General features: G+C 77.1%; 20 protein-coding genes. 12 read left to right on the forward strand and 8 right to left on the reverse strand.

The window, feature by feature from the left end; all coding sequences use genetic code 11:
- Window positions 1–47 precede the first annotated feature (47 nt).
- Together LIX60_RS01600 and LIX60_RS01605 are read right to left on the reverse strand one after the other, a co-directional pair.
- A complete protein-coding gene (locus LIX60_RS01600) occupies window positions 48–659 on the reverse strand; it encodes an ATP-binding protein (RefSeq protein ID WP_227956847.1) in 612 nt (203 codons plus the stop codon).
- 536 nt (window positions 660–1,195) lie between these two features.
- Window positions 1,196–2,890: an NAD(P)/FAD-dependent oxidoreductase gene (locus LIX60_RS01605; RefSeq protein WP_227956848.1), complete on the reverse strand. Its 1,695-nt coding sequence runs from the start codon at window positions 2,888–2,890 to the stop codon at window positions 1,196–1,198.
- A 378-nt stretch (window positions 2,891–3,268) separates the two neighbouring features.
- On the opposite strand from LIX60_RS01605, the gene LIX60_RS01610 reads away from it, so the two are divergent.
- Window positions 3,269–3,757, forward strand: a complete 489-nt coding sequence (locus tag LIX60_RS01610) for an MSMEG_6728 family protein (protein ID WP_227956849.1) — start codon at window positions 3,269–3,271, stop codon at window positions 3,755–3,757.
- A 290-nt stretch (window positions 3,758–4,047) separates the two neighbouring features.
- Here the strand turns inward: LIX60_RS01610 and LIX60_RS01615 are convergent, their stop codons facing one another.
- The 4 genes from LIX60_RS01615 to LIX60_RS01630 form a co-directional block, all read right to left on the reverse strand.
- Window positions 4,048–6,258, reverse strand: a complete 2,211-nt coding sequence (locus tag LIX60_RS01615; protein WP_227956850.1) for a serine/threonine-protein kinase — start codon at window positions 6,256–6,258, stop codon at window positions 4,048–4,050.
- A 369-nt stretch (window positions 6,259–6,627) separates the two neighbouring features.
- Window positions 6,628–7,314, reverse strand: coding sequence for a DUF3618 domain-containing protein (locus LIX60_RS01620; RefSeq protein ID WP_227956851.1), 687 nt, complete (start codon window positions 7,312–7,314; stop codon window positions 6,628–6,630).
- On the reverse strand, window positions 7,281–7,787 hold the full coding sequence (locus LIX60_RS01625) for a phage holin family protein (protein WP_227956852.1): 507 nt from the start codon (window positions 7,785–7,787) through the stop codon (window positions 7,281–7,283). Before LIX60_RS01625 ends, LIX60_RS01620 begins: the two co-directional genes overlap by 34 nt.
- Before the next feature lies 1 nt (window position 7,788).
- The gene (locus LIX60_RS01630) at window positions 7,789–8,508 is read right to left on the reverse strand and encodes a hypothetical protein (protein ID WP_227956853.1); all 720 of its coding nucleotides are present in this window, start codon (window positions 8,506–8,508) and stop codon (window positions 7,789–7,791) included.
- 288 nt (window positions 8,509–8,796) lie between these two features.
- On the opposite strand from LIX60_RS01630, the gene dhaK reads away from it, so the two are divergent.
- Complete coding sequence (gene dhaK, locus LIX60_RS01635) at window positions 8,797–9,789, forward strand: dihydroxyacetone kinase subunit DhaK (protein WP_227956854.1); 993 nt, start codon at window positions 8,797–8,799, stop codon at window positions 9,787–9,789.
- Window positions 9,790–9,888: 99 nt separating this feature from the next.
- On the opposite strand, the gene LIX60_RS01640 is transcribed toward dhaK, so the two are convergent.
- Window positions 9,889–10,638 carry a universal stress protein gene (locus LIX60_RS01640; RefSeq protein WP_227956855.1) on the reverse strand — a complete coding sequence of 250 codons (750 nt, stop codon included), beginning with the start codon at window positions 10,636–10,638 and terminating at the stop codon, window positions 9,889–9,891.
- Between the two features lie 379 nt (window positions 10,639–11,017).
- On the opposite strand from LIX60_RS01640, the gene LIX60_RS01645 reads away from it, so the two are divergent.
- From LIX60_RS01645 to LIX60_RS01660, 4 genes are read left to right on the forward strand one after another with little or no spacing between them, the layout of a single operon-like run.
- A complete protein-coding gene (locus LIX60_RS01645; RefSeq protein WP_227956856.1) occupies window positions 11,018–11,431 on the forward strand; it encodes an STAS domain-containing protein in 414 nt (137 codons plus the stop codon).
- On the forward strand, window positions 11,428–12,177 hold the full coding sequence (locus LIX60_RS31875) for a hydrogenase maturation protease (RefSeq protein ID WP_374117777.1): 750 nt from the start codon (window positions 11,428–11,430) through the stop codon (window positions 12,175–12,177). Before LIX60_RS01645 ends, LIX60_RS31875 begins: the two co-directional genes overlap by 4 nt.
- Before the next feature lie 6 nt (window positions 12,178–12,183).
- Window positions 12,184–14,778, forward strand: coding sequence for a carbamoyltransferase HypF (locus tag LIX60_RS01655; RefSeq protein ID WP_227956857.1), 2,595 nt, complete (start codon window positions 12,184–12,186; stop codon window positions 14,776–14,778).
- Between the two features lie 24 nt (window positions 14,779–14,802).
- Window positions 14,803–15,114: a HypC/HybG/HupF family hydrogenase formation chaperone gene (locus tag LIX60_RS01660; RefSeq protein ID WP_227956858.1), complete on the forward strand. Its 312-nt coding sequence runs from the start codon at window positions 14,803–14,805 to the stop codon at window positions 15,112–15,114.
- Window positions 15,115–15,129: 15 nt separating this feature from the next.
- Here LIX60_RS01660 and LIX60_RS01665 read toward each other — a convergent pair whose 3' ends face one another.
- Window positions 15,130–15,843, reverse strand: a complete 714-nt coding sequence (locus LIX60_RS01665) for a TetR/AcrR family transcriptional regulator C-terminal domain-containing protein (protein WP_227956859.1) — start codon at window positions 15,841–15,843, stop codon at window positions 15,130–15,132.
- 101 nt (window positions 15,844–15,944) lie between these two features.
- On the opposite strand from LIX60_RS01665, the gene LIX60_RS01670 reads away from it, so the two are divergent.
- From LIX60_RS01670 to LIX60_RS01695, 6 genes are all read left to right on the forward strand, one after another.
- Entirely contained in the window at window positions 15,945–17,720 is a 1,776-nt protein-coding gene (locus LIX60_RS01670; protein ID WP_227956860.1) for a CocE/NonD family hydrolase, read from the forward strand.
- A gap of 265 nt (window positions 17,721–17,985) precedes the next feature.
- Entirely contained in the window at window positions 17,986–18,678 is a 693-nt protein-coding gene (locus tag LIX60_RS01675) for a universal stress protein (protein WP_227956861.1), read from the forward strand.
- A 73-nt stretch (window positions 18,679–18,751) separates the two neighbouring features.
- On the forward strand, window positions 18,752–20,023 hold the full coding sequence (locus tag LIX60_RS01680) for a 4Fe-4S dicluster domain-containing protein (RefSeq protein ID WP_227956862.1): 1,272 nt from the start codon (window positions 18,752–18,754) through the stop codon (window positions 20,021–20,023).
- A 140-nt stretch (window positions 20,024–20,163) separates the two neighbouring features.
- Window positions 20,164–20,973 carry an FAD/NAD(P)-binding protein gene (locus tag LIX60_RS01685; protein WP_039820873.1) on the forward strand — a complete coding sequence of 270 codons (810 nt, stop codon included), beginning with the start codon at window positions 20,164–20,166 and terminating at the stop codon, window positions 20,971–20,973.
- 1 nt (window position 20,974) lies between these two features.
- Window positions 20,975–21,886, forward strand: a complete 912-nt coding sequence (locus LIX60_RS01690; RefSeq protein WP_227956863.1) for an oxidoreductase — start codon at window positions 20,975–20,977, stop codon at window positions 21,884–21,886.
- Window positions 21,883–23,202, forward strand: a complete 1,320-nt coding sequence (locus LIX60_RS01695; protein WP_227956864.1) for a Ni/Fe hydrogenase subunit alpha — start codon at window positions 21,883–21,885, stop codon at window positions 23,200–23,202. The genes LIX60_RS01690 and LIX60_RS01695 overlap by 4 nt, the downstream gene beginning before the upstream one ends.

Raw genomic sequence — 23,202 nt, forward strand, 5'->3', positions numbered from 1 at the left:
CGGGGCCCGCACCGCACGCCCGTACATCGCGGTGTCCGGCCGGCCGCTCAGACCGCCCTGTCGGTCAGATCGAAGCGGCAGAAGACGCTCTTGCCGCCTCGGGCGCGGGGCGCCCACCAGGTGGCGTCGGCCAGGGTGGTGACGAGGAACAGGCCCCGGCCGCGGTCGGCGAGCGGGAAGCCCGGCAGGGCCGCGGGCAGTTCGTGCGGAGAGACCTGCGCCGCGGGAGGGGCGGGCGGCCGGGGGTCGCCGTCGGTGACCTCCAGGAACAGCCACTCCGGCCAGGCCCGCAGCGTCACGCCGATCCCGTGGGGGCCGTCATCGGCGGGTCCGTGCCCGGACGGCCTTCGGTTTCCGGCCGCTCCGTGCCCGGCCGGGGGCTCCGGGTGCGGCGCGGCGTGCTCCACCGCGTTGCCGACCAGCTCCGACACGCACAGCGTCACGTCGTCGGCCAGCGAGGGCAGCCGCCACTCGCGGAGGGTCTCCGCGACCGCCCGGCGCGCCGCTCCCACCGACTCCGGGGCGCCGGCCGCCAGGCCGATCCGCCGGCATCTCTCCGCCGGGTGGACGGCCGCCCGGGCGCCGTGCGGCTCCCGGGGTACGAGGGATGCCGTCCGCGCCGTGCACACCGGCGGCTCCCGTAACTCGCGCGAGTTCATCGCCCTGCCCTTCGGTCACCGGCGGAGTGCGGCCCGCCGTCTCATGGCTACCAGTGAACGGCCGATACCGCGCGGGCGGCAGTGTTCAAAGGGGGTTCACGCACACAGAGGGGTGCACGGAAGGGCCCATGAGTGCCGAACGTGAACCCCCCGCACCCCCAACGGAATGCGACGCGGTGAGCACGGAACGTCACATCCGGGGCAGCGGTGCGGGACGGGAGGGGCCCGGGCTGCGGACGGACGCCTCAGCGGCGGTATCCGGAATCCCCCGCGGCGACCGCGCCGGACCGTACCGGGCCCTGTCGGCGGCGGACCAGCACCCGGCCGTTCCGGAACGTGCTCCCTCCGTGCGCCGCCGGAGGAGTCAACGGCGCACGGGAGCAAGGGAGTTGCCGCTGGGCCGGTCCGGTGCGCCTCCTTCACCGCCCGTGCGACGGGGCGGATTCCGGACGGACGGCGGCGAGGGCGTGGCTGCTGCGAGAACGGGCGGCGGCCAGGGGCGGGCGGAAGGCCAGGGCCGCCGGGGGTCCGGCCGTTCAGCGGCCCAGGGCCGCCATGGCCGCGTTGTGGCCGGGAATGCCGCTGACCCCGCCACCGCGCACCGCGCCCGCCCCGCACAGCAGCACATTGGCGTGCCGGGTCTCGACCCCCCAGCGGCCGGTGGCCTCCGTGGCGTAGGGGAAGGACAGGTCGCGGTGGAAGATGTGGCCGCGGGGCAGCCGGAGTTCGCGGTCCAGATCGAGCGGTGTCTTCGCCTCGATGCAGGGCCTGCCCTCGGCGTCGGTGGCGAGGCAGTCGGAGAGCGGCTCGGCCAGGTGGGCGTCGAGCTGGGCGAGGGTGGCCCGGAGCAGGCGGTCCCGGACGGAGTCCCCGGTGCCGCCCGCACCAGGCGCGCCCGCACCCTGCGCGCCGCCGCTCGCGCCGCTGTCCTGCGCCGGGTCGCCCTCGAAGAGCCGGGCCGGGGTGTGCAGGCCGAAGAGGGTGAGGGTGTGGTGGCCGCTCTCCGCGAGCTCCGGCCCGAGGATCGACGGGTCCGTGAGCGAGTGGCAGTAGATCTCGCTGGGCGGCGCCCCGGGGAGCTCCCCCGCCGCCGCCTGCCGGTGGGCCTCGGCCAGTTGGCCGTAGCCCTCGGCGATGTGGAAGGTGCCGGCGAACGCCTCGCGCGGGTCGGCTTCCGGGTCCCGCAGCCGGGGCAGCCGGCGCAGCAGCATGTTGACCTTGAGCTGGCAGCCCTCCGCGCGTCCGGCCGCGGGCGGCTCGTCGCCGAGAAGCGCGGCCAGTTCCTCGGGGGAGGCGCCGGCGAGGACGTGCCGCGCCGCCACCGTGCCCGTGCCGTCCGCGTGGCGGTACGTCACCTCGGCGTGGGTGCCGTCCGTCTCCAGACGCGTCACCTCGTGTCCGGTGCGGATCTCGGCGCCCGCCGCGCGGGCCGCGCCGGCCAGGGCCGTGGTGAGCGCGCCCATGCCGCCCACGGGCACGTTCCAGTCACCGGTGCCGCCGCCGATCACGTGGTAGAGGAAGCAGCGGTTCTGGGCGAGGCCCGGGTCGTGGGCGTCGGCGAAGGTGCCGATGAGGCCGTCGGTGAGGACGATGCCGCGTACCAGGTCGTCGGCGAACGTTTCTTCGATCGTGACGCCGAGCGGCTGCTCGAACAGCGCCTGCCAGGCCGCCTCGTCGTCGATCCGGTCGCGCAGTTCGCCCCGGGTGGGCAGCGGCTCGGTGAGGGTGGGGAACACCCGCTCGGCCAGCCGGCCCGTCATGCCGTAGAAGCGCTCCCACGCCTCGAACTCCCGGTCGGAGCCGGTGAGCCGGGCGAACGACGCGCGGGTGCGGGCGGTGCCACCGCCGACGAGCAGCCCGGTGGGCCGGCCGTCGCGGACGGCGGGGGTGTACGAGGAGACCGAGCGGTGCCGGACGGCGAAGTCCAGCCCGAGATCGTCGACGATCTTCCCGGGGAGCAGGCTGACCAGGTACGAGTAGCGCGAGAGGCGCGCGTCCATCCCGGCGAAGGGGCGGGTGGAGACGGCCGCGCCGCCGACCCGGTCCAGCCGCTCCAGCAGCAGCACGCTGCGGCTGGCCCGGGCGAGGTAGGCGGCGGCCACCAGGGCGTTGTGCCCGCCGCCGACGATGACGGCGTCGTAGGCGCCCCGGATCGGGGTCGCCGGCGCGGAGGACGCGGCGGGTTCCCGGGGGCTCGGTTCCGGTGCGGTGGGTTCCGGTGTGGTCGGCATGGCTCTTGTTACCACGCCCGGGACGGCTCCCAGCGGTCGCGGGACGCGGTGCGGGCTGCGAGGATCACCGCAGGCGGGCGCGGTACGGGCCCGGCCCCGCCGGGGCGGAGCGCGGTCGCCCTGTGCGGTCGTCGCCCTGTGCGGTCGCCCTGTGCGGCCTACGGGCCTGCGCCGGGCGCGGTGCCGCGCCGGGTGCGCGGGGCAGACCGGACACGCGGGGGCACCCCTGTGGGCTGCGGCCGGCTCCCGGACCGGGCCGGCATGGCCGCGGCGGGGCCGTTGTGGTGCGGTGTACGGCCGCCGAGCTGCGGGCACTGACTGCGGCCCCGGCCGTGGTCCCGGTCGTGATCGTACGGGTGCCGGTGGGTGAGGTGGCGGATGCAGACCTTTCTCCCTTGTGCGGAGTTCCTGGAGAGCGCCCGGGTGCTGGACGCGCGGCGGCTGGGCAAGCAGCGGGTCGAGACGATCCAGGTGCTGCGGGGCCTCACCGTGCCGGGATACGGCTGGCGGCATCACCCGGCCGTCCGGATGTGGGCGGGCTACGAGGAGGCGCTGGTCCGGTACGGCCTGGACATGATCCGGGTGTGGTGTGAGAACGGCCGCCGGGACACCTGCGCGGCGACCCTGGTCACCGATCTGTCCCACGCCACGGGGCGCACGGCGGCCCGGTCCCAGGAGGAGCTCGGCGCGGCGGGCGAACTGCCGCCCTGGCTGGGCGATCCCGCCTTCCATCTGAGCCACCGGTCGGCGCTGGTACGGAAGGACCCGGAGCGGTACGGACCGCTGTTCCCGGGGGTTCCGGACGATCTGCCGTACGTGTGGCCCGTCTCGGACCGGTACGGGTCGGCGGGGCCCGGCGCGGCGTAGCCGCTCCCGCGCCGGTGCGGCCGCGCCCGGCGCGGGCAGGACGCGGGCCGGAGACCCTCCGTCCCGGAGCGGAACCGCCCCGGCGAGCGCGGCGCCGTTCCCCTCGCCGCACGCGGAGTGTCTCCGCCTGCGGCCGCCCGCCCGGCCCGCACCCGCTCGCGGCCGCCTCCGGCTCCGGCTCGGGAAGCCCTCGATACCCCGGATACCCCGGATACCCAGAGGTCTCCGGAAGCCCGGGAAGCCCTCGGAAGCCCCGGAAGCCTACTGAACCGCGTCCGCCCCGGCAGCCGTCAGCCCGGCCCCGGCCCGCCGCCGCGGAGCCCGGCCAGGCGGCGGTAGATCTCCACGGCCTCCGCCGACCGCCCCAGCTGCTCCAGGCAGTGGGCCTCGTCTCCCCGGCTGGCCAGGGAGTCCGGATGGCCGGGGCCGAGGACGTTCTCCCGGTCGCGGGCGACCCTCCGGTAGACGTCGAGGGCGTCCTCCCAGCGGCCCAGCCAGCCCAGGCAGACGGCGATCTCCCGGCGGCCGGAGAGGGTGTCCGGGTGCTCGGGGCCCAGGACCCGCTCCCGGACGGCGCAGACCTCGCGGGCCTCGCTCAGCGCCTCCGGCCACCGCCCCAGCCGGCCGAGGTTGACGCCCACCCCGTGCCGGGCGCGGAGGGTACCGGGGTCCTCCGGGCCGCCGGCCCGGGTCCGTTGCTCCACCAGGTCGCGGTACAGCTCCAGGGCCTCGGCGCCGCGGCCCAGCCGGCCGAGGCTGACGCCCTCCTCGTGGCGGGCCGCGAGGGTGTCCGGGTGGAGCGGGCCCAGGACGCGCCGCCGGGCCGCGGCGATCTCCCGGTAGACGCGGAGCGCGTCCGCCCAGCGGCCGAGCTGTCCGAGAGCGTGCGCCACCTCGTGGCGGGTGGTCAGCGTGTCGGGGTGGTCGGGGCCGAGGATGCGGGAGCGGGCGGCGGCGACCTCGGAGGCCGTCCGGTAGGAGTCCGCGGACCGCCCCAGCCGGCCCAGGGTGACGGCGAGGTTGTGGCGGCAGCGCAGGGTGTCGGGGTGGCCGGGGCCGTCGGCGCGTTCGCGCGCGGCGAGCACGGCGGCGTAGAGCTGGTGTGCCTCGAAGTCCCGGCCGAGCCGCCCGAGGACGTGGGCCTGGTCCTGCCGGACGAGGAGGGTCGCGGGGTGGTCCGGGCCGAGGGCGCGCTGCCGCAGCTCCGCCACGTGCTCGTACTCGGCCAGGGCCTCCGCGGGGCGTCCGGCGCGGAGCAGGGCGGTGCCGGCCTCGTAGCGGCTGGCGAGGGTGTCCGGGTGGTCGGGGCCGAGGATCCGCTCGCGTTCGGCGGCCACGGCGCGGTGCGTCGTGGCGGCCTCCGCCCAGCGGCCGTGGCGGGCGAGGGTGAGCCCGGACACGTGGCGGCGGGCGAGAGCGGCGGCCGCGCCGGACGGCGGCGGGGGCCGCACCGGTGCCTGCGGCGGCGGGCCGGTGGCCGTGGGGCCGGTGCGGCCGGTCCAGGGGCCGGTGAGCCCGGTGGAGACGTCGGGGGGCGTGGCGCGGGCGAGGGCGCCGACGGCCTTGGAACCGGTGGTCATGCCGCGGGTCCAGGCCGGCAGCCGCGGCTCGTACGGCTCGTCGAGCGGTACGGGGCTGCCGGCCGGGTGGGCGTAGCGGGCGGCGGCGAGCCGGTCGCCGAGCTCGGCGGCGTCGCCGGGACGGTCGTCGGGGTCCTTGGCGAGCAGGTCGAGCACCAGCCGCTCGAAGGGCTCGGGCAGCTCGGGCCGGTGGTCGCGGAGCGGGCGGGGCGTGGTGTCGCGGTGGCCGACGAGGACGGACCAGGCGTCCTCCTGGTCGAACGGCGGGGTGCCGGTGGCCAGTTCGTAGAGCACGCAGCCCAGCGAGTAGAGGTCGCTGCGGTGGTCGGCGGAGCCGCCGGAGATCTGCTCGGGCGACATGTAGTGCGGGGTGCCCATGGCGATTCCGGCACTGGTCAGGCGGGAGCCGGGGTCCATGTCGCGGGCGAGGCGGGCGATGCCGAAGTCGCAGATCTTGAGGGTGCCGTCGGCGAGCCGGACGATGTTGGCCGGTTTGAGGTCGCGGTGCACCACGCCCTGCCGGTGGGTGTAGGCGAGGGCGGCGGCGATCTGCTCGGTGACGTCCACCAGGTCCGGGAGGGGCAGCGGGTGGTGGCCGTTGTCCTCCAGCACCTGCCCGAGGTGGCGGCCGTCGAGGAGTTCCATGACGAGGTGGAGCACGCCGTCGTCCTCGCCGAAGTCGTGGACGACCGTGATCCCGCGGTGCTGGAGCGAGGCGGCCACCCGGGCCTCGCGGCGGAAGCGTTCGCGCAGCACGCGGGCGGACTGCTCGTCGAGTTCGGGTCCGAGCGGCTTGAGGCACTTGACGGCGACCTGGCGGCCCAGCGACTCGTCCAGGGCGCGCCAGACCTCGCCCATGCCACCGCGCCCGATCCGTTCGAGCAGTCTGTAGCGGCCGCGGACCAGTCCGGTCTTCTCCACTGCGATCGCCGCCCCCGTCGATTCGCGCCCTCCTCGGCGGACTCCAGTATGACGAGCCGTGTGTGAACTGTGTACGGCGCCGTCCGGGTTGGCGGCGGGAGCGCGGGGCCGTCGGCGGTCGGCTGGTGGCAACTCCCGGAGTTGAGAGGGGACTTGGCGCCCCCCGGGCGGGGGGCGCATGACCACCGCGTCCTGGCGCCACGCCGCCGCGAGTACGCGGCGGCCACACACCGCCGGACGGACGCGCACCGCCCCGCGCTCCGCACACGGTCTCCCGGGGACGGGCGCACGACGGCGGACGGGCCCGTACGGACCCGCCCGCGCCGTGTCGTGGTGCGCCCGGACGGCGGCCCGGGCGCCCGTCCGCGGCTACGAACCGCTGCCGCGGTCCTTGGCCTCGCCGGCCACCGTGCGGCCCGATTCCCGGGCCCGGCCGGTGACGTGGCCTGCCTGTCCGCGGGCCTCCTCCCCGGTGTGCCGGGCCGCGCCCATGGCCGAGCGTGCCACCTCCTCCGCGGCGTGCCGCGCGGTCTCCCCCGCGCCCGCCTTGAGGCGTCCGGCGTACTCTCCGGCCGCCGCCTTCACGGGGCCGGTGGCGCCGCCGGTCCGTTCGGCGAACCGGGAGACGGTCCGCTGCTCGGTCTCGGAGCCGGGGAGCAGCGACGCTCCCAGCATTCCGGCGCCGAAGGCGATCACTCCGGCCGCCACCGGGTTGCCCTCGGTGCGGCGGGCGGCCTCGTGCGGCGCCCCGCGGGCCCGGTGGCCGGCCTCTTCGGCGGTCCTCCGGACGGATTCGGCGGCGTCGGCGGAGGTCTCCTGGACGGAGTGGGCGGTGTGCCGGGTCCGTTCCCGCGCCTGCTCCTTGCCGTGCGAGCTGCTGCCCATCACGCGTTCCCGGGCGCCGGTCACGGCCTGCCGCATCCGCTCGCGCCGCCGCTCGACCGCCCGGCGGGGGCTGGCGCGGTCGGCCAGTTCGTCGACGTCGTGGGCCAGTTCCTTGCGGGTGGATTCGATGCCCGCCCTTATCCGGTCGGGTGAGTCGGGTGACGTGCCCATTCCGCGTCCTCCTTCAGGGTCTCGATGGTCTGTTCCGGCGCCGGGGAGAACTGCCGCGTCCGGGCCCGGCCGACCAGGGCCAGCACGCCGCCGGCGACAGCCCACAGGCCGGTGACGATCAGCGCGGCCCAGGCCGGGTCCATGACGTTGGACAGCGCGAACACGGCGGTCAGCGAGAGGAACAGGGCGACCATGTAGCCCGCGAACACCGCGCCGCCGAACATCCCGGCCGCCTGGCCCGCCTTGGCGCCCTCGGCCTTGAGTTCCGCCTTGGCCAGCTGGATCTCCTGGCTCAGCAGCCTGCGGAAGTCGTCGGTCACCCGGGAGACGAGTTCGCCCATCGAGGGCTCGGCCTCCCCGGGCCGCCGTGCGGCGCGGCCGGCGGTTCCGGCCTCCAGGTCGCGGAGGATGTCCTCGCGGTCGCGTTCCGCGGCCGGGGCCGCTCCGGTTCCCCGTGCTGTGGTCAGGGTCATCTCAGCCCACCTCCGGCGGCCGGCCCGGCAGGCCCGGCCAGTCGGCTTCGCGTGCGGTCGTCCGCCCGGGGACGCCCGGGTCCCGTGTCTCGGGGCGGGTGCCGCGGGACGGCGCCGGGCTCTCCCCGGACGGTCCGGTGCGGCCGCCGGCGGCCCGGTCGCGCATCGGGCCGGTGCGGTCCGCCGCGGTCCCCTCGCCCCCGCTCTCCGTCCCGGAGGACGCGGACTTGAGGTCCTTGGCGATCCGGCCCGCGGCGAGTCCGGCGGCGGCCGCCGCGCCGAGGAAGACGCCCGGCTTGCGCCGCGCGAACGACTGGATCTCCTCGGTGATCCCGCCAGCGCCGCGCTTCTCCAGGAAGTCGGCGGCGCGGTGTCCGCCGTCCGACGCCTTCTCGGCCATGGTGCGGGCCGGTGAGCCCTCCCGGGCGCTGCCGGCCATGCCCGCCAGGTCGTCCGCCCACTGCCGGACGGTGTCCGCGGTGCGCCGGACCTGGCTGTCCGCCTCGCTCCTGGCGCGGTCGCGCAGGTCGCCGAGGGCCGAGCCGGCCTGTTCGCGTGCCGTGTCCGCGACCGCCCTGGCCTCGTGTCCGGCGGTGGCGCGCACCTCGCCGGCGGCGTGTCGGGCCTCTCCGGCCGTGGCTGCGGCCTCGTGTCCGGCTGTCTCCCCGGTCTGCCGACCGGGTCCGGCACTCGCATGACTGGCACGTGCCGAGTCGCTCATGGGTGCCTCCCTTCGCCTGTCGCCCCACAGGGCGTTCGACCCCCGTCAGCTCTCGGTCCGACGGGTAACCAGCCCGATACGGACAAAACAGGCAAATCCGCAAGACGGGTTCGGCCGGACGGTCATCACCGCAGGTGAGGAACGCCCACACCACGCAGCGGCCCCGGCCGCCGGCCGCGGTGCCGGAGGCCTCGCGAACCACCGGGATCGCCGACTTCCGGTGCGGTGACGCCCCCGTTCAGCACACTGGTGGGGACGACCGGTGTCGAGCCGCCTGGGAGACGCGTGATGAAGATGCTGATCAATGTTCCGGAGACCGTGGTCGCGGACGCGCTGCGCGGGATGGCCGCAGCGCATCCCGAGCTGACCGTCGACGTGGAGAACCGCGTGATCGTCCGGCGGGACGCGCCCGCCCCCGGCAAGGTCGGCCTGGTCTCGGGCGGCGGCTCGGGGCACGAACCGCTGCACGGCGGCTTCGTGGGCCACGGAATGCTGGACGCGGCCTGCCCCGGCGAGGTGTTCACCTCCCCCGTCCCGGACCAGATGGTGCGGGCCGCGGCGGCCGTGGACAGCGGCGCGGGGGTGCTGTTCGTCGTGAAGAACTACACCGGGGACGTCCTCAACTTCGAGATGGCGGCGGAGCTCGCCGAGGACGAGGGCATCCGGGTGGCCAGTGTCCTGGTCAACGACGACGTGGCCGTGACCGACAGCCTCTACACCGCCGGGCGGCGCGGCACCGGGGCCACCCTCTTCGTCGAGAAGATCGCCGGGGCCGCCGCCGAGGAGGGCGCGCCGCTGGAGCGGGTGGAGGCCCTGGCCCGGCGGGTCAACGACGCCTCCCGCAGCTTCGGGGTGGCGCTGAGCGCCTGCACCACCCCGGCCAAGGGCGGCCCCACCTTCGACCTGCCGCCCGGCGAGCTGGAGCTGGGCATCGGCATCCACGGCGAGCCGGGCCGGGAGCGGCGCGCCATGATGACGTCCGGGGAGATCGCCGACTTCGCCGTGGACGCCGTCCTGGAGGACCTGGACCCCCGCGAGCCGGTGCTGCTGCTCGTCAACGGCATGGGCGCCACCCCGCTGCTGGAGCTCTACGGCTTCCACGCCGAGGTGCACCGGGTGCTGCGGGAACGCCGGGTGGACGTGGCCCGCACGCTGGTCGGCAACTACGTCACCTCGCTGGACATGGCGGGCTGTTCGGTGACCCTCTGCCGGGCGGACGAGGAACTGCTGCGGCTGTGGGACGCGCCGGTGGCGACCCCCGGGCTGCGCTGGGGACGCTGAGCCGCCGGGCGGACGGGCGGCGCCGCTGCCGGGCGGACGGGCGGCGCCGCTGCCGGGCGGCGCCGCCCCTCGCTCAACCCGGCTCGCGCGGCGGCCGGTTCAGGCCGCCGTACCGATGCTCCGGTGGGCCGGGGCCGTCACCGGGACCAGGATGACCGGGCAGTGCGAGCGGCGCAGCAGGGCCTGGGCGACCGGGCTGAGCCGCGGCCCGAAGGGGCCGGGCCTGCGATGGGCGGGGACGACGACCACATCGGCCCGCCCGGTGTCCCACAGCAGTCCGCGCCTGCGGTCGTGGGCCCGGCGGCGCCCGGCGCGGGAGCGGGCCGGCGCGGGCGGGCCGGTCTGCCGTATCCGCAGGGCGGTCCCGCGCCGCTCGGCCTCCCGGAAGGCGTAGACGGCGGCCTCGGCGTCGGTGGCCTCGTCCGCGCCGAGGAGCACTCCGCGGCGCTCGGGGCGCCGTTCACCGGGGAGCCGGCTGCCGCGGACGACGAGCAGCGGCCCGCGGGCGCCGGCCGCCACGCGCAGACTGACAGAGCCGAGCAGCAGCCCGGCCGCGCCGCCGAGACCGCGGTGGCCGACGACGGTGAGGACCGCGTTGCGGCCGCGGCGCACCAGGGCCCGCGCGGGATCGCCGACGACCGGGGTGCCGGTCACGGGCAGCTCGGGGTGGCGCTCCATCACCCGGCTGACGGCCGACTCCAGAATGGGCCCGGCCCGGTCCAGGGCGGGGACGGCGTGGACGATCTCCAGGAGGGCTCCGCAGTGCTCGGCCTCCCGGGCCGCCATGTCCAGGGCCCGCACGGAGGCGGCCGAGTCGTCCACCCCCACCACCACGTGCCGCGGGGTCATGTCCGCTCCTCTCCGTTACGGGGCCGGGATGGCCGGGGGTGCCCGGCGGGCGGCCCCGGCCGCCGTGTCCGCCGGGGGCCGCGCGTACCGGCCGGCCGGTGCCGGGTGCGGCCGGTGCGACCTCGGCCCCGAACCCGCGGTCACGGGCGCGGGAGCGCTCCCGGCACCCGTACTCTCGCACCGCGCACGCGCCGTCCGGGAGAGGCTGACCGGCCCCAGCCGGGGGCGCACGGCCCCGCGTTCACGCCGGTCCGGAGGGCCGGGCGTCCCGGGGCGACCGGGGCCATAGGGCCCTTCCCCCGGCCTGGCCGCTGTTCTTAGCTGAAGGCGCACCGGCTGTACGCGGGGTACGACCGGGCCGAGAGACAGGTGGACGACCATGGTGGAGGCCGGGAGTCGCACGGCGGACGGCCTGCGCGTACGGGGGACCGACGGCGTCGTCGTCGCCGAACTGCGCGGGGAGATCGACATCCTGACCGCGCCGGCCCTCTCCGTACGCCTCGACGCGCTCACCGCCTCCGCCGCCCCCGACCTGGTGGTCGACCTGCGGGCGGTGACGTTCCTCGACTGCCGGGGCCTGGCCATGCTGTGCCGGGCCCGCAACCGTGTCCTGTCCCGCGGCGGCCGGCTGCGCCTGGTGGCGGGCGACGGGCACATCCTGCGGGTGATGCGCCTGACGCGGCTCGCCCGGGTCTTCGACGTCAGCGCCGGCCTGGCCGAGGCCCTCGGCTCCCCGGCGTCCGCCGGGCTCCCGCCGGCCGTCCTGGCACGGGCGGAGGCCGCGGCGCCATGACCGGCCGGCGCGGCTCCGGCCGCACCGTCGTCATCGGCGTCGGAAACGACTTCCGGCGCGACGACGGGGTGGCCTGGCGGGTCGTCGGACGGCTCCGGGAGCGCGCGGAGGGGAGTCCGTTACCGCCGGGCACCGAACTGCGGGAGTGCGACGGCGATCCCGGGCGGCTGATCGGCCTGTGGGAGGGCGCGGAGCTGGCCGTGGTGGTGGACGCCGCCCACGCGCACCCTCCGTCTCCGGGCCGGGTCCACCGGCTGGAGCTGGACCGGCGCCGGCTGTGGCGGGACGGGGCAGCCAGCTCCCACGGACTCGGGCTCGGCGAGGCGGTGGAACTCTCCCGCGCGCTGGGCACGCTGCCCGCCCGTCTCGTCGTGTACGCGGTCGAGGGCGCGGACAGCACCCTGGGCACCGGGCTGTCCGCTCCGGTCGCCGCGGCCGTGGAGCCGCTCACCGCGCGGATCGAGGCCGACATCGGGAGCGGCGACGGGACCGGATGCGACGGGGACGGCCCGCCCGGGATCCCCGCCGGGCCGGCGCGGCCCGCGGAACGCCCGGGGTCCGCGGACGGCCCCGGACCGGACCGGCCGCCGGGCCCCGGGCCGGACGGGAGCGCCGCCGCGGGCGGGGACCCCGCCGCGGCCGGGGGCACCCCTGCGGCCGGGGGCACCCCTGCGGCCGGTACCGTGCCCGGCCCGGCTGCGGCGGAAGCGGACGCCGGGCGCGCCGGGGACGACGGCGGGGGGTGAATCACCGTGTCCGGGACAGCGGACGGGACCGCGCGGGCCGCGCGGCGCGTCGAGGTGTCCGGCACCGTGCAGGGCGTCGGCTTCCGCCCGTTCGTCCACCGCACCGCCACCCGGCTGGGCCTGGACGGCTGGGTGCGCAACGCCGGCGGGCGGGTGGTCGTGACCGCCGCCGGCCCCCCGGAGGCACTGGACGCGCTCATCGAACAACTGCGCGACGACGCACCGCCGCTCGCCCGGGTCGGCCGGGTCCGCGTCACCGGGCTGACCGGACGTGCCCCCGACCCGGGCTCGGGTTTCGCCGTCCGCGACAGCACTCCGCACCGGGACGGCGCGGACGGCGGCCGGGCCCGGACGGCCCGTCCGGCGCCCGGCTCAACGGCCTTGTCCCCGGACCTCGTTGACAGGGCGGCGGACGACGAGGGCGACGGCGACGCGGTCGATGACGTGTCCCGCGCCGATGAGGCGGCCGTCCGGGAGATCCCGCCCGACGCGGCGACCTGCGCCGCCTGCCTGCGCGAGCTGTTCGACCCCGCCGACCGCCGCCACCGCTATCCCTTCGTCAACTGCACCGACTGCGGCCCGCGCGCCACCGTCATCGAGGATTTGCCGTACGACCGCGAACGCACCACGATGCGCGGCTTCCCGCTCTGCGCGCGGTGCGCGGCCGAGTACGCCGACCCCGCCGACCGGCGCTTCCACGCCGAGCCGCTGGCCTGCCCCGGGTGCGGGCCCCGGCTTGCGTGGCGGGCGGCCGGCGGGCCGGTGTCCGCGAGCGGCGAGGAGGCGCTGCGGCGGGCGGTCGGCGTCGTCGCGGGCGGCGGCATCGTGGCCGTCAAGGCGCTGGGCGGTTACCAACTGGTGTGCGACGCGCGGAACGCGGCGGCCGTGGCCGAGCTGCGGCGGCGCAAGCACCGACCCGCCAAGCCGCTCGCCGTGATGGTGCGCGACCTGGCCGCGGCGCGGCGGCTGGCCCGGGTCGGCCCCGCCGAGCAGGCCGTGCTCACCTCCCCGGCCGCGCCGGTGGTCCTGTGCCGCGCCCACACCCCGCCGCCGCTCGCCGCCCACACGGCGCCGCCGCTCGCCGCCGACAGCCCCGCCCCTCCCCCCGCGCCGGACGGCACGGTCCCCGTCCGGCCGGATCCGGGCGCTGCCGTGGAGAGCCGCCGGGCGCCCCCGCCGGGCCCGGTGGCGCCCGGTGTCCACCCCGGCACCCACCGGATCGGGCTGTTCCTGCCCACGTCGGGGCTGCACCATCTGCTGCTGCACGACCTGGCCCGGCCGCTGGTCGTCACCAGCGGCAACCTCGCCGGCGAGCCCATCGCCACCGACGACGCCGAGGCCGTCCGGCTGCTGTCCTCCGTCGCCGACGGCTTCCTCTTCCACGACCGGCCGATCCGCGCCCGCTACGACGACTCGGTCGTGCTCGTCGCCCGCGGCCGGCCGCTGACCGTCCGCCGGGCGCGCGGCTGTGCCCCGGCGCCGCTGCCGCTGCCCGTACCCGCCGGGGTCCCGCTGGCCGCCGCCGGGGCGCAGCTCAAGCACACCTTCGCCCTGGCCTCCGGCCACCGCGCGGTCCTCGGGCCGCACACCGGCGACCTCCAGGACGCCCGCGCCCAGGAGGCGTTCGCGGCCTCGTACACCGATCTGACGCGGCTCACCGGCATCGCCCCGCGCGCGGTCGCGCACGACCTGCATCCCGGCTATCTCTCCACCCAGTGGGCGCGGGCCCTGCTGCCGGACGCCCTCGTCCCGGTCCAGCACCACCACGCGCACATCGCCGCCGTCGCCGCCGAACACGGCCTGACGGAACCGGTCACCGGCGTCGCCTACGACGGCCTGGGGCTCGGCGACGACGGCACGCTGTGGGGCGGCGAGATCCTGGTCGCCGGCCTGACCGGCTGCCGCCGCGTGGGCCGCTGGGGCACGGCCCCGCTGCCGGGCGGCGAGGCGGCGGTGCGGAACCCGGCCCGGATGGCCCTCGGCTACCTCCACGGCGCCGAGCCCCTGGGCGCGCCCCCGCCGCCCCCCGCGCTCGCCCGCCCGTTCACCGGCCGGCTCGACCCGCGCCACATGGCCGTCGTCCGGGCGATGATCGCCCGCGGCCTCAACTCCCCCCGCGCGTCCAGCGTCGGGCGGCTGTTCGACGCGGCGGCGGCGCTGCTCGGCCTCGGCGACACCGTCTCCTACGAGGGCCAGGCCGCCGTGGCCCTGGAGGCGGCGGCCGGTACGGTCCGCGCCGAGCCGCCGGCCTGGCATATCGTCCGGGCGGGCGGGCTGTGGGTCTCCGACCCCGTACCCGTCCTCACCGGACTGCTGGAGCGGCAGGCCGCGGGGGTCCCGGTGCCGGAGCTGGCCGCCGCGTTCCACACCGCGGTCGCCGCGGCCACCGCCGCCCTGGTCGAACGGGCCGTCGCGGAGGGCGCGCCGCGCACGGTCTGCCTGGCCGGCGGCTGCTTCCAGAACCACCGTCTGCTCACGGAGGTCTCGGCGCTGCTCCGCGACCGGGGGCTGCGGGTGCTGACCGGCAGCGCCGTCCCGGTCGGCGACGGCGGCATCAGCTACGGCCAGGCGGCCGTCGCCGCGGCCCTGCTGCGAGCGTGAACGCCTGAGAGGAGCGTGATCCCCATGTGCCTGGGCATCCCCGGCCGGGTGATGGACGTCCGCGAGGACGCGGGCCTGCGCATGGCCACCGTCGACTTCGGCGGTGTACGGCGCGAGGCCTGCCTGGAGTACACCCCGGAGGCGGTGCCGGGTATGTACGTCATCGTGCACGTCGGCTTCGCCATCACCGTCGTCGACGAGGAGGAGGCCCGCCGCACCCTCGACGTCCTCCGCGCCATGACGGACGCGGTGGCGGGCGAACTGGGCGAACCTCTCCCGGCGCGGCCCCGGCCCGGACCGTCGGCGAGGACGGAGGGAACGGAGCGGCCGCGGTGAAGCGGCGCAGCCGGGTCAGCCGGTGTCGAGGCCGTCGACCAGGCGGTTGAGGAACCGTGTGAAGGTGGCCTCGGGGGTGAGGGGGCGCCCGGTTGCGGCCAGCGCTTCGGCCAGTTCGGGATGGCGGCCGTCGGCGGCGACGGCGGCGAGATAGCGGGCTTCGGCCGCGGCCCGGCCCGGGGACCGCGAGGCGTCGGCCTGGGCGACCTCGTGGGCCACGTGCCCCGCCACGAAGGCCGTGAGCTGGGCGAAGATCTCCAGCTTCGCGGCACCGTCCAGACCGGTGGGCCGCAGAGCGGCGAGCGCGTGCTCTAGGAAGGCCAGGGTGTTGGGGCCGGGGGTGCGGCGCGTGGACAGGGCGGCGGGCAGCCAGGGGTGCCGCAGCATGAGGGCGCGCTGCTGTCGGCCGATGTGCTTGAGGTCGGCGCGCCAGTCCCCGGTGGGCGGGTCCGAGGCCGGCAGTTCGCCGCTGACGTGATCGACCATCAGTTCCAGCAGTGTCTCCTTGTCGGGGGCGTAGCTGTACAGCGACATGACGCCGGCTCCGACCCGGGCGGCGACCCGCCGCATGGTGACCGCTTCGATCCCTTCCGCGTCCGCGAGGGCGACGGCGGCCGCCGTGATGGCCTCCCGGCTGAAGGCGGGCCTGCGGCCCCTGCGGGGGCGCTCGTTGAGCCAGAGCTGCTGGGGATCGACGCCCGGGGCCCCGGGCCCTCCGTCACCGGTCACGGTCCTCGTGCTCCCTCTCCCCGAACGCGGCGGTCCTTGCCCGTGCCATCCAAGCACCTCCTCTATTCCCGTACGATGTACGAGAATAGAGGAGGGGAACGATGACATCCCGCGCGCACCGCCCCGTGCCGAGACCGGCCTGGGCACCGCCTTCCGCGAAGCCGCCCCTGTCCGCACGAGCGCTGAGGGCGACATGGCGCCGCCTCCCGGCCAAGCGGCACACCGCCGGGTGGGAGCCGGGGCTGGTGGTGCCGGCCGCCGACGGCAGCCCGCTGGTCACCGATCACTACTTCCCACGCGCCGAGGGCGACTTCCCCACCCTCCTGGTGCGCTCGCCCTACGGCAGGGGCCTGCCCTGGTCTCCCCTGTACGGCGTGCTCTTCGCCGAACAGGGCTTCCACGTGGTCCTCCAGAGCTGCCGCGGCACCGGCGGCTCGGGCGGCGCGTTCCATCTGTGGCGCAACGAGGCGGCCGATGGCCGGGCCGCGGTGGCCTGGCTCCGGCAGCAGCCCTGGTTCAACGGCACCCTGGGGACGGTCGGCCCCAGCTACCTGGGCTATGTGCAGCGGGCCCTCGCCCTGGACCCACCGCCCGAGCTGAAGGCGATGGTGGTGCAGGTGGGGCTGCACGATCCCCACGCCCTCTTCCACGCACACGGCGCCCTCCGCCTGGAGAACGCCCTCGCCGTCGGCGTCGGCATGACGTATCAGCACCGGGGGACGATGCCGTTCCTGAAGGCCACCCTGCGGCTGCGGCGCCGCCTGCGGGACATCACCACCGCCCGTCCGCTGCGCGGCGCGCAGGTGTCCGCCCTCGGCCGCGAGGCGCCCTGGCTGGACGACGTGATGACGCACCCGGACCCCGGGGACCCGTACTGGCAGGGCGCGTCGGCGGCCGAGGCGGCGGAGCGGCTGAGGGTGCCGACCAGTCTGATCACCGGATGGCACGACGTGCTGGCCGACCAGACCTTCGAGCAGTACGGCCGGCTGCGCCGGGCCGGGTGCGAGACCACCCTGCTGGTCGGCCCCTGGACCCACACCTCCGCACTGCAGCAGGGGTGGCCCGAGGTGTTCGCCGAGAGCCTCGCCTGGCTGCGCGCACACCTGGAGGCCGACCCCTCCGGTCTGCGTCCCACGGCGGTGCGCGTGCACCTCGGCGGCGAAGGCGGCCGGCGGGACCTCGACGCATGGCCCCCGGGCCCGGCCGCCACCGCGTGGTACCCCACCCCGGAGGGGCACCTCACCCGGCAGGCACCCACCGGCTCCCTGCCGGTGGCCTCGTTCCGCTACGACCCGGCCGATCCCACCCCGTCCGTCGGCGGCCCGCTGCTCTCCCGCACCGCCGGTCCGCGCGACAACGGCGCTCTGGAGGCCCGGGACGACGTCCTGACCTTCACGGGCCCTCCGCTGACCGGGCCGCTGGACGTCCTCGGTCCGGTCTCCGCGCGGCTGAGCGTCTCCACCGACACCGGCCATGCCGACGTCTTCGTCCGCCTGTGCGACGTCGACCCGCGAGGGCGCTCCGTCAACGTCTGCGACGGGCTGGGCCGGCTGAGGACGACCGGCCGGGCACCGTCGCGGGCCGACGTGGCGATGGGCGCCGCCGCCCACCGCTTCGCCACCGGCCACCGCCTCCGCTGGCAGATCAGCGGAGGAGCCCATCCGCGCTACGCCCGCAGCCCCGGCACCGGGGAGTCACCGCTGGACGCCAGCGCCTTCGCACCGGTGCGCATCACCCTCCACGCGGACTCGGCGCTGACGCTTCCGCACGGCTCCCGGCCCGGTCAGCTCTCGTCACGCGACGCTCGGGCCGAGCGCGGATCGGCCGACGCACCGGCTGCCGGGTCCCGCGGCCGCGCCGGAGGCGCCGCCCGGTGAGAGCCGCCGGGACACCCGGTGTCCCCGCCGGCGCGGCGCCTCCCCGCCCCGGCGGAGACGACCGGGCTGCCTCACCGGTCGCCGGTCTCAGCAAAGGACACGGGCCCGGCCGGCACTCCCCCCGTCACCGGCGGGATTCCGAGCCGGGCCGTGGTCCGCCGGGGGGCCGAACGTCCCGGTCACCGTGCCCCGTCGGCCCTCACGGCCGTCGGGCGCGGGGGGCGAGACTGGGCGCGTCACGCCCCGACTTCCGGGAGCCGCCACCATGTCCGCATCCGGCCGCACCCCCGTGTCATCCCCGCCGCCCGGGCCGCCGGGGGGCCATCGGGCGCCGCGCGTTGTCGTCGGCGTCGACGGGTCGGCCGGTTCGGTCGCCGCGCTGCGGTGGGCCGCCGCCCGGGCCCCGTCGCTGGGTGCGGGGCTCGTCGTCGTCCACGCCTGGGAGCCGGCCGCCGTCCGCTGCGCGCCGTACGCGCCGGCCGCTGCCCGCCCGTCGGCGGAGGAGTCGCGGGCGCGCGCCGGCGAGGTCCTGGAGCGGGCCCTCCGCGCCGGGCTCGGGCCGGGTGCGGAAGCCGGGGTCCGCGCGGTCCTCGCCGAGGGCCCGCCGGCGGCGGTGCTTCTGCGGTACGCCGGCGACGCCCTGCTGCTCGCCCTGGGGCGGCGCCCGCCGCCGGGGCCGGGACCCGGGCCGGTTCCCCCGGACGCGGGCGGCGGGCCGGTGGCGCGGGACTGCCTGCGGCACGCCCGCTGCCCGGTGGTCGTCGTCCCCGGCGAACCGGCCCTGCCGCACGGCGGCCACGGCGCACCGGGCGCCGGCGCGGAGGCGTACGGCCCGGAGACGTACGGCGCGGAGCCGTACCGCGCCGGGGTGTACGAGACATACGGCGCGGTGGGCTGTGGTCCCCCCGTACGGGCCCCTCGGCCCCCGCGGGCGGCGTTCGCGGCGCACCGGCACTGAGACGAGGGGCGGCGGACCGCCGCCGCACCGCCCCGGACCGAGCAGGACCCGACCACACCCCCGAGGGGGAATCATGGCGGAGACCGGAACGGACATCGGCGCCCCGGCCGTACTCGACCGGGACGGGCTCGACGCGCTCGTGAGGGCGCTGGCCGCGCGCGGCCGGACGGTGATCGGGCCGACCGTGCGCGACGGGGCCGTCGTCCTCGCCGAGATCGACTCGGGCGACCGGCTGCCCTACGGCTGGGGGGTCGAACTGGCGGCCGGACGCTACCGGTTGCGGCGGCGCACCGACGGCGCGGCCTTCGCGCACAGCGCCGGGCCGCAGTCCTGGAAGACGTATCTGCATCCGGAACGGGTGCGGCAGTGGAGCGCCGACCGCGCGCCGGACGGCGGCCTCGCCGTCACCGCCGGGGACGGTGAGGACGCGCCGCGGCCGTCGTTCGCCTTCCTCGGCGTCCGGCCGTGCGATCTGCGGGCCATCGCCGTGCAGGACCGGGTGCTGGCCGGCGGCCGCCACCCGGACGCGGCCTACCGTGCCCGGCGCGAGCGGGCCTTCATCGTCGCCGTCGAGTGCACGGAGCCGGGCGAGACCTGCTTCTGCGTCTCCATGGGCACCGGCCCGGCGGCCGAGAACGGCTACGACCTGGCGCTCACGGAACTCACCGCGGACGGCGGCGGTGACATCGACGGCCACGGGGACGGGGAGCACCGCTTCCTCGTCCGCGTCGGCAGCGAGGAGGGCGCGGCCGTCCTGGAGGAGGTGGCGCACCGGCCCGCCGACCGGCCCACGGCGGCGGCCGCCCGGGACCGGGTGACCGAGGCGTCCCGCCGGATGGGCCGTGCCATGCCGCCGGTCGACCTGCGGCGGCTGATGGGCGGCAGCCTGGACTCCGCGCACTGGGACGACATCGCCGAGCGCTGTCTGAGCTGCGGCAACTGCACCCTGGTCTGCCCGACCTGCTTCTGCACCACCACGGAGGACGTCACCGACCTCACCGGCGACCACGCCGAGCGGTGGCGCCGCTGGGACTCCTGCTTCGACCTGGACTTCTCCTTGATGCACGGCGGCCCGGTGCGGTCCTCGGTGCGCAGCCGCCACCGCCAGTGGATGACCCACAAACTCGCCACCTGGTACGACCAGTTCGGCAGTTCCGGCTGTGTGGGCTGCGGCCGCTGCGTCGTCTGGTGCCCGGCCGGCATCGACATCACCGAGGAGGCCGCGGAGTTCCACGCGCGGGCGCGCGACGCGGAGAGCGGCCGGGACGGGCCCGGCGGCGACGGCCGATCCGGCAGTGGCGTCCCCACGGCCGCCGCGCACCGCACGGACGGAGGACTCTCGTGAAAACCTCGGCCACCGGCTTCTCCCCCGGGACGGGTGCCGGAACCGCCCCCGGCCCCGGCACCGCCGGGGACCCCGGGCACGCCCCGGGCCCCGGCCACGACCCGGGCACCGGCCACGACCCGGGCACCGGCCCGTCCACCGTGCCGCTCCCCTACCGGGTGGTGCGCCGCCGCGCGGAGACCGCCGACACCGCGAGCTTCGTCCTCGAACCGCTGGACGAGGCCCTGCCGCCGTTCCGTCCCGGCCAGTTCGCCATGCTGTACGCGTTCGGCGTCGGCGACATCCCCGTCTCGGTCAGCGGCATCCTGCCGCACCGCCACCGGCTGATGCACACGGTCCGGGCCGTCGGCGCCGTCTCCACCGCCCTCTGCGAGCTGGGCCCCGGCGACACCGTCGGGGTGCGCGGCCCCTTCGGCACCGTGTGGGACACCTCCCGGGCCGCGGGCGGCGACGTGCTCGTCATCGCCGGCGGCATCGGCTTGGCGCCGCTGCGGCCGCTGGTCTACGAGGTGTTCCGCGCCCCGCACCGGTTCCGGCGCGTCCACGTCCTCATCGGTGCCCGCACCCCCGGCGATCTGGTCTACCGCGACGAGACCGCCGTGTGGGCGGCCGCCGGCCCGGGCGGCACGGCGCTCACCGTCGACCGGCCGGACGCCGGCTGGGCCGGCGACGTCGGCCTCGTCACCGGCCTGCTGGGGCACGCGCGCTTCGACCCACCCGGCACCACGGCGTATGTCTGCGGCCCCGAGGTGATGATCCGGGCCACCGCCCGGGAGCTGGTGCACCGCGGGCTGCGGCCGGAGCGCGTGCTGGTCTCGCTGGAGCGCACCATGCGCTGCGGCACCGGGCACTGCGGGCACTGCCAGCTCGGGCCGCTGCTGCTCTGCCGGGACGGAGCGGTCCTCGGCTACGACCGTGCCGCGCCCCTCCTCGCCACCCGGGAGCTGTGACATGACCACGGACGGCACCACCACGGCCGGCGCTGCCGGGACCGCCGGAACCGCCGCGCGGGCGGACGGTCCCCCCACCCTCGCCGTGTACAAGCTCGCCTCCTGCGACGGCTGCCAGCTCACCCTGCTGAACTGCGAGGACGAACTGCTGGCGCTGGCCGGGCGGGTGCGCGTCGGCTACTTCCCGGAGGCGACCCGGGCGGTCCTGCCCGGCCCGTACGATCTGGCGCTGGTCGAGGGCTCCGTCACCACGGCCGCCGACGCCGAACGGGTGCGCGAGATCCGCGCCGCCTCCCGCCACTTGGTGGCCATCGGTGCCTGCGCGACGGCCGGCGGCATCCAGGCGCTGCGCAACTTCGCCGATGTGGCGGAGTTCCGCGCGGCCGTCTACGCCCGCCCGGAGCAGATCGACGCGCTGGCCGGCTCCACCCCCGTATCGGACCATGTAAAGGTCGACTTCGAACTGCGCGGCTGCCCGGTGGACCGGGGCCAGCTGCTGGAGGTCGTCACGGCGTTCCTCGCCGGGCGCAAGCCCGGCATCCCCGACCACAGCGTCTGCTTCGCGTGCAAGCGGCGCGGCACGGTCTGCGTGACCGTGGCCCACGGCACCCCCTGCCTGGGCCCGGTCACCCACGCCGGCTGCGGCGCCCTGTGCCCGGCGTACGGGCGCGGCTGCTACGGCTGCTTCGGCCCGTCCGCCGACGCCGCCCCGGACAAGCTGATCCCGCTGCTCCGCCGGGACGGCATGGACGACCGCGCCGTCGAACGCTTCCTGCGCACCTTCACCGCCGCCGCCTTCGAGAGCCTGCGGGCCGGCGGCACCGCCACCGGCGGAGCGCGGGAGAAGCGGGCGCCCGGGGACACACGGGAGCGGGACCGGAAGCAGAAGCAGAGGAAAGAGGCGGCGTCATGACCCACCGCGGCTCCCGCGTGCTGCACGTCGGCGCCCTCGCCCGCGTCGAGGGCGAGGGCGAGCTGCGGCTGCGCGTCCACGACGGGCGGGTGGCCGAGGCCCGGCTGCGCATCTACGAACCGCCGCGCTTCTTCGAGGCGTTCCTGCGCGGCCGCGCCCACACCGAACCGCCGGACATCACCGCCCGGATCTGCGGCATCTGCCCCGTCGCCTACCAGATGAGCGCCTGCCGGGCCATCGAGGACGCCTGCGGTGTCACGGTCGGCGGGCAGCTCGCCGCGCTGCGCCGGCTGCTGTACTGCGGCGAGTGGATCGAGAGCCAGGCCCTCCACATCCACCTGCTCCACGCCCCCGACTTCCTCGGCTGTGACGGCGCGATCGAACTCGCCCGCACCCACCGCCCGGAGGTCGAGCGGGGCCTGCGGCTGAAGCAGGCCGGCAACGCGATCCTGGAACTCCTCGGCGGCCGCGCCGTCCACCCGGTCAACGTGCGCCTCGGCGGGTTCCACCGCGTGCCCGCCCGCTCCGAACTGGAGCCGCTCGCCGAGCGGCTGCGGCGGTCCCTCGACGACGCCCGGGAGACGGTGCGCTGGGCGTCCGGCTTCGACTTCCCCGACGCGGCGGTCGACGCCGACCTGCTCGCCCTGGCCGAACCCGGCGGGTACGCCATCGACGGCGGCACGCCCACCGTGCTGCCCGCCGGCGGCGGGCCGCTCCGCTCCTTCCCCGTCGCGGAGTTCGGCGAGCACGTCACGGAGGAGCAGCTGCCGCACTCCACCGCCCTGTACTCCCGGCTCGACGGCCGCCGCCATCTCACCGGGCCCCTCGCCCGGTACGCGATCAGCGGCCGGTGGCTGACGGGCGCGGCGCGCGAGGCGGCGGACGAGGCGGGGCTCGGGGAGATCTGCCGCAACCCCTTCCGCAGCGTGCTGGTGCGCGGCGTGGAGACCGTCCACGCGGTGGAGGAGGCGCTGCGCGTCATCGAGGCGTACGAGCCGCCGAGCCACCCGTACGTGGAGGTGCCGCCGCGTGCCGGCACCGGCCACGGGGCGACGGAGGCCCCGCGCGGGCTGCTCCACCACACCTACGTCCTGGACGCGGACGGCACCGTCACCGCGGCGCGGCTGGTGCCGCCCACCGCGCAGAACCAGGGCGCCATCGAGGCGGATCTGCGCAGCGTGGCCCAGGCCGCGCTGGACGGCGGCGATCCGACGGACGAGGAGCTGACGGCGCTGTGCGAACGGGCCATCCGCAACCACGATCCGTGCATCTCCTGCGCCACCCACTTCCTCGACCTGACCGTGGACCGGGAGTGA

The organism is Streptomyces sp. S07_1.15 (assembly GCF_020739505.1).
Lineage (GTDB): Bacteria > Actinomycetota > Actinomycetes > Streptomycetales > Streptomycetaceae > Streptomyces > Streptomyces xinghaiensis.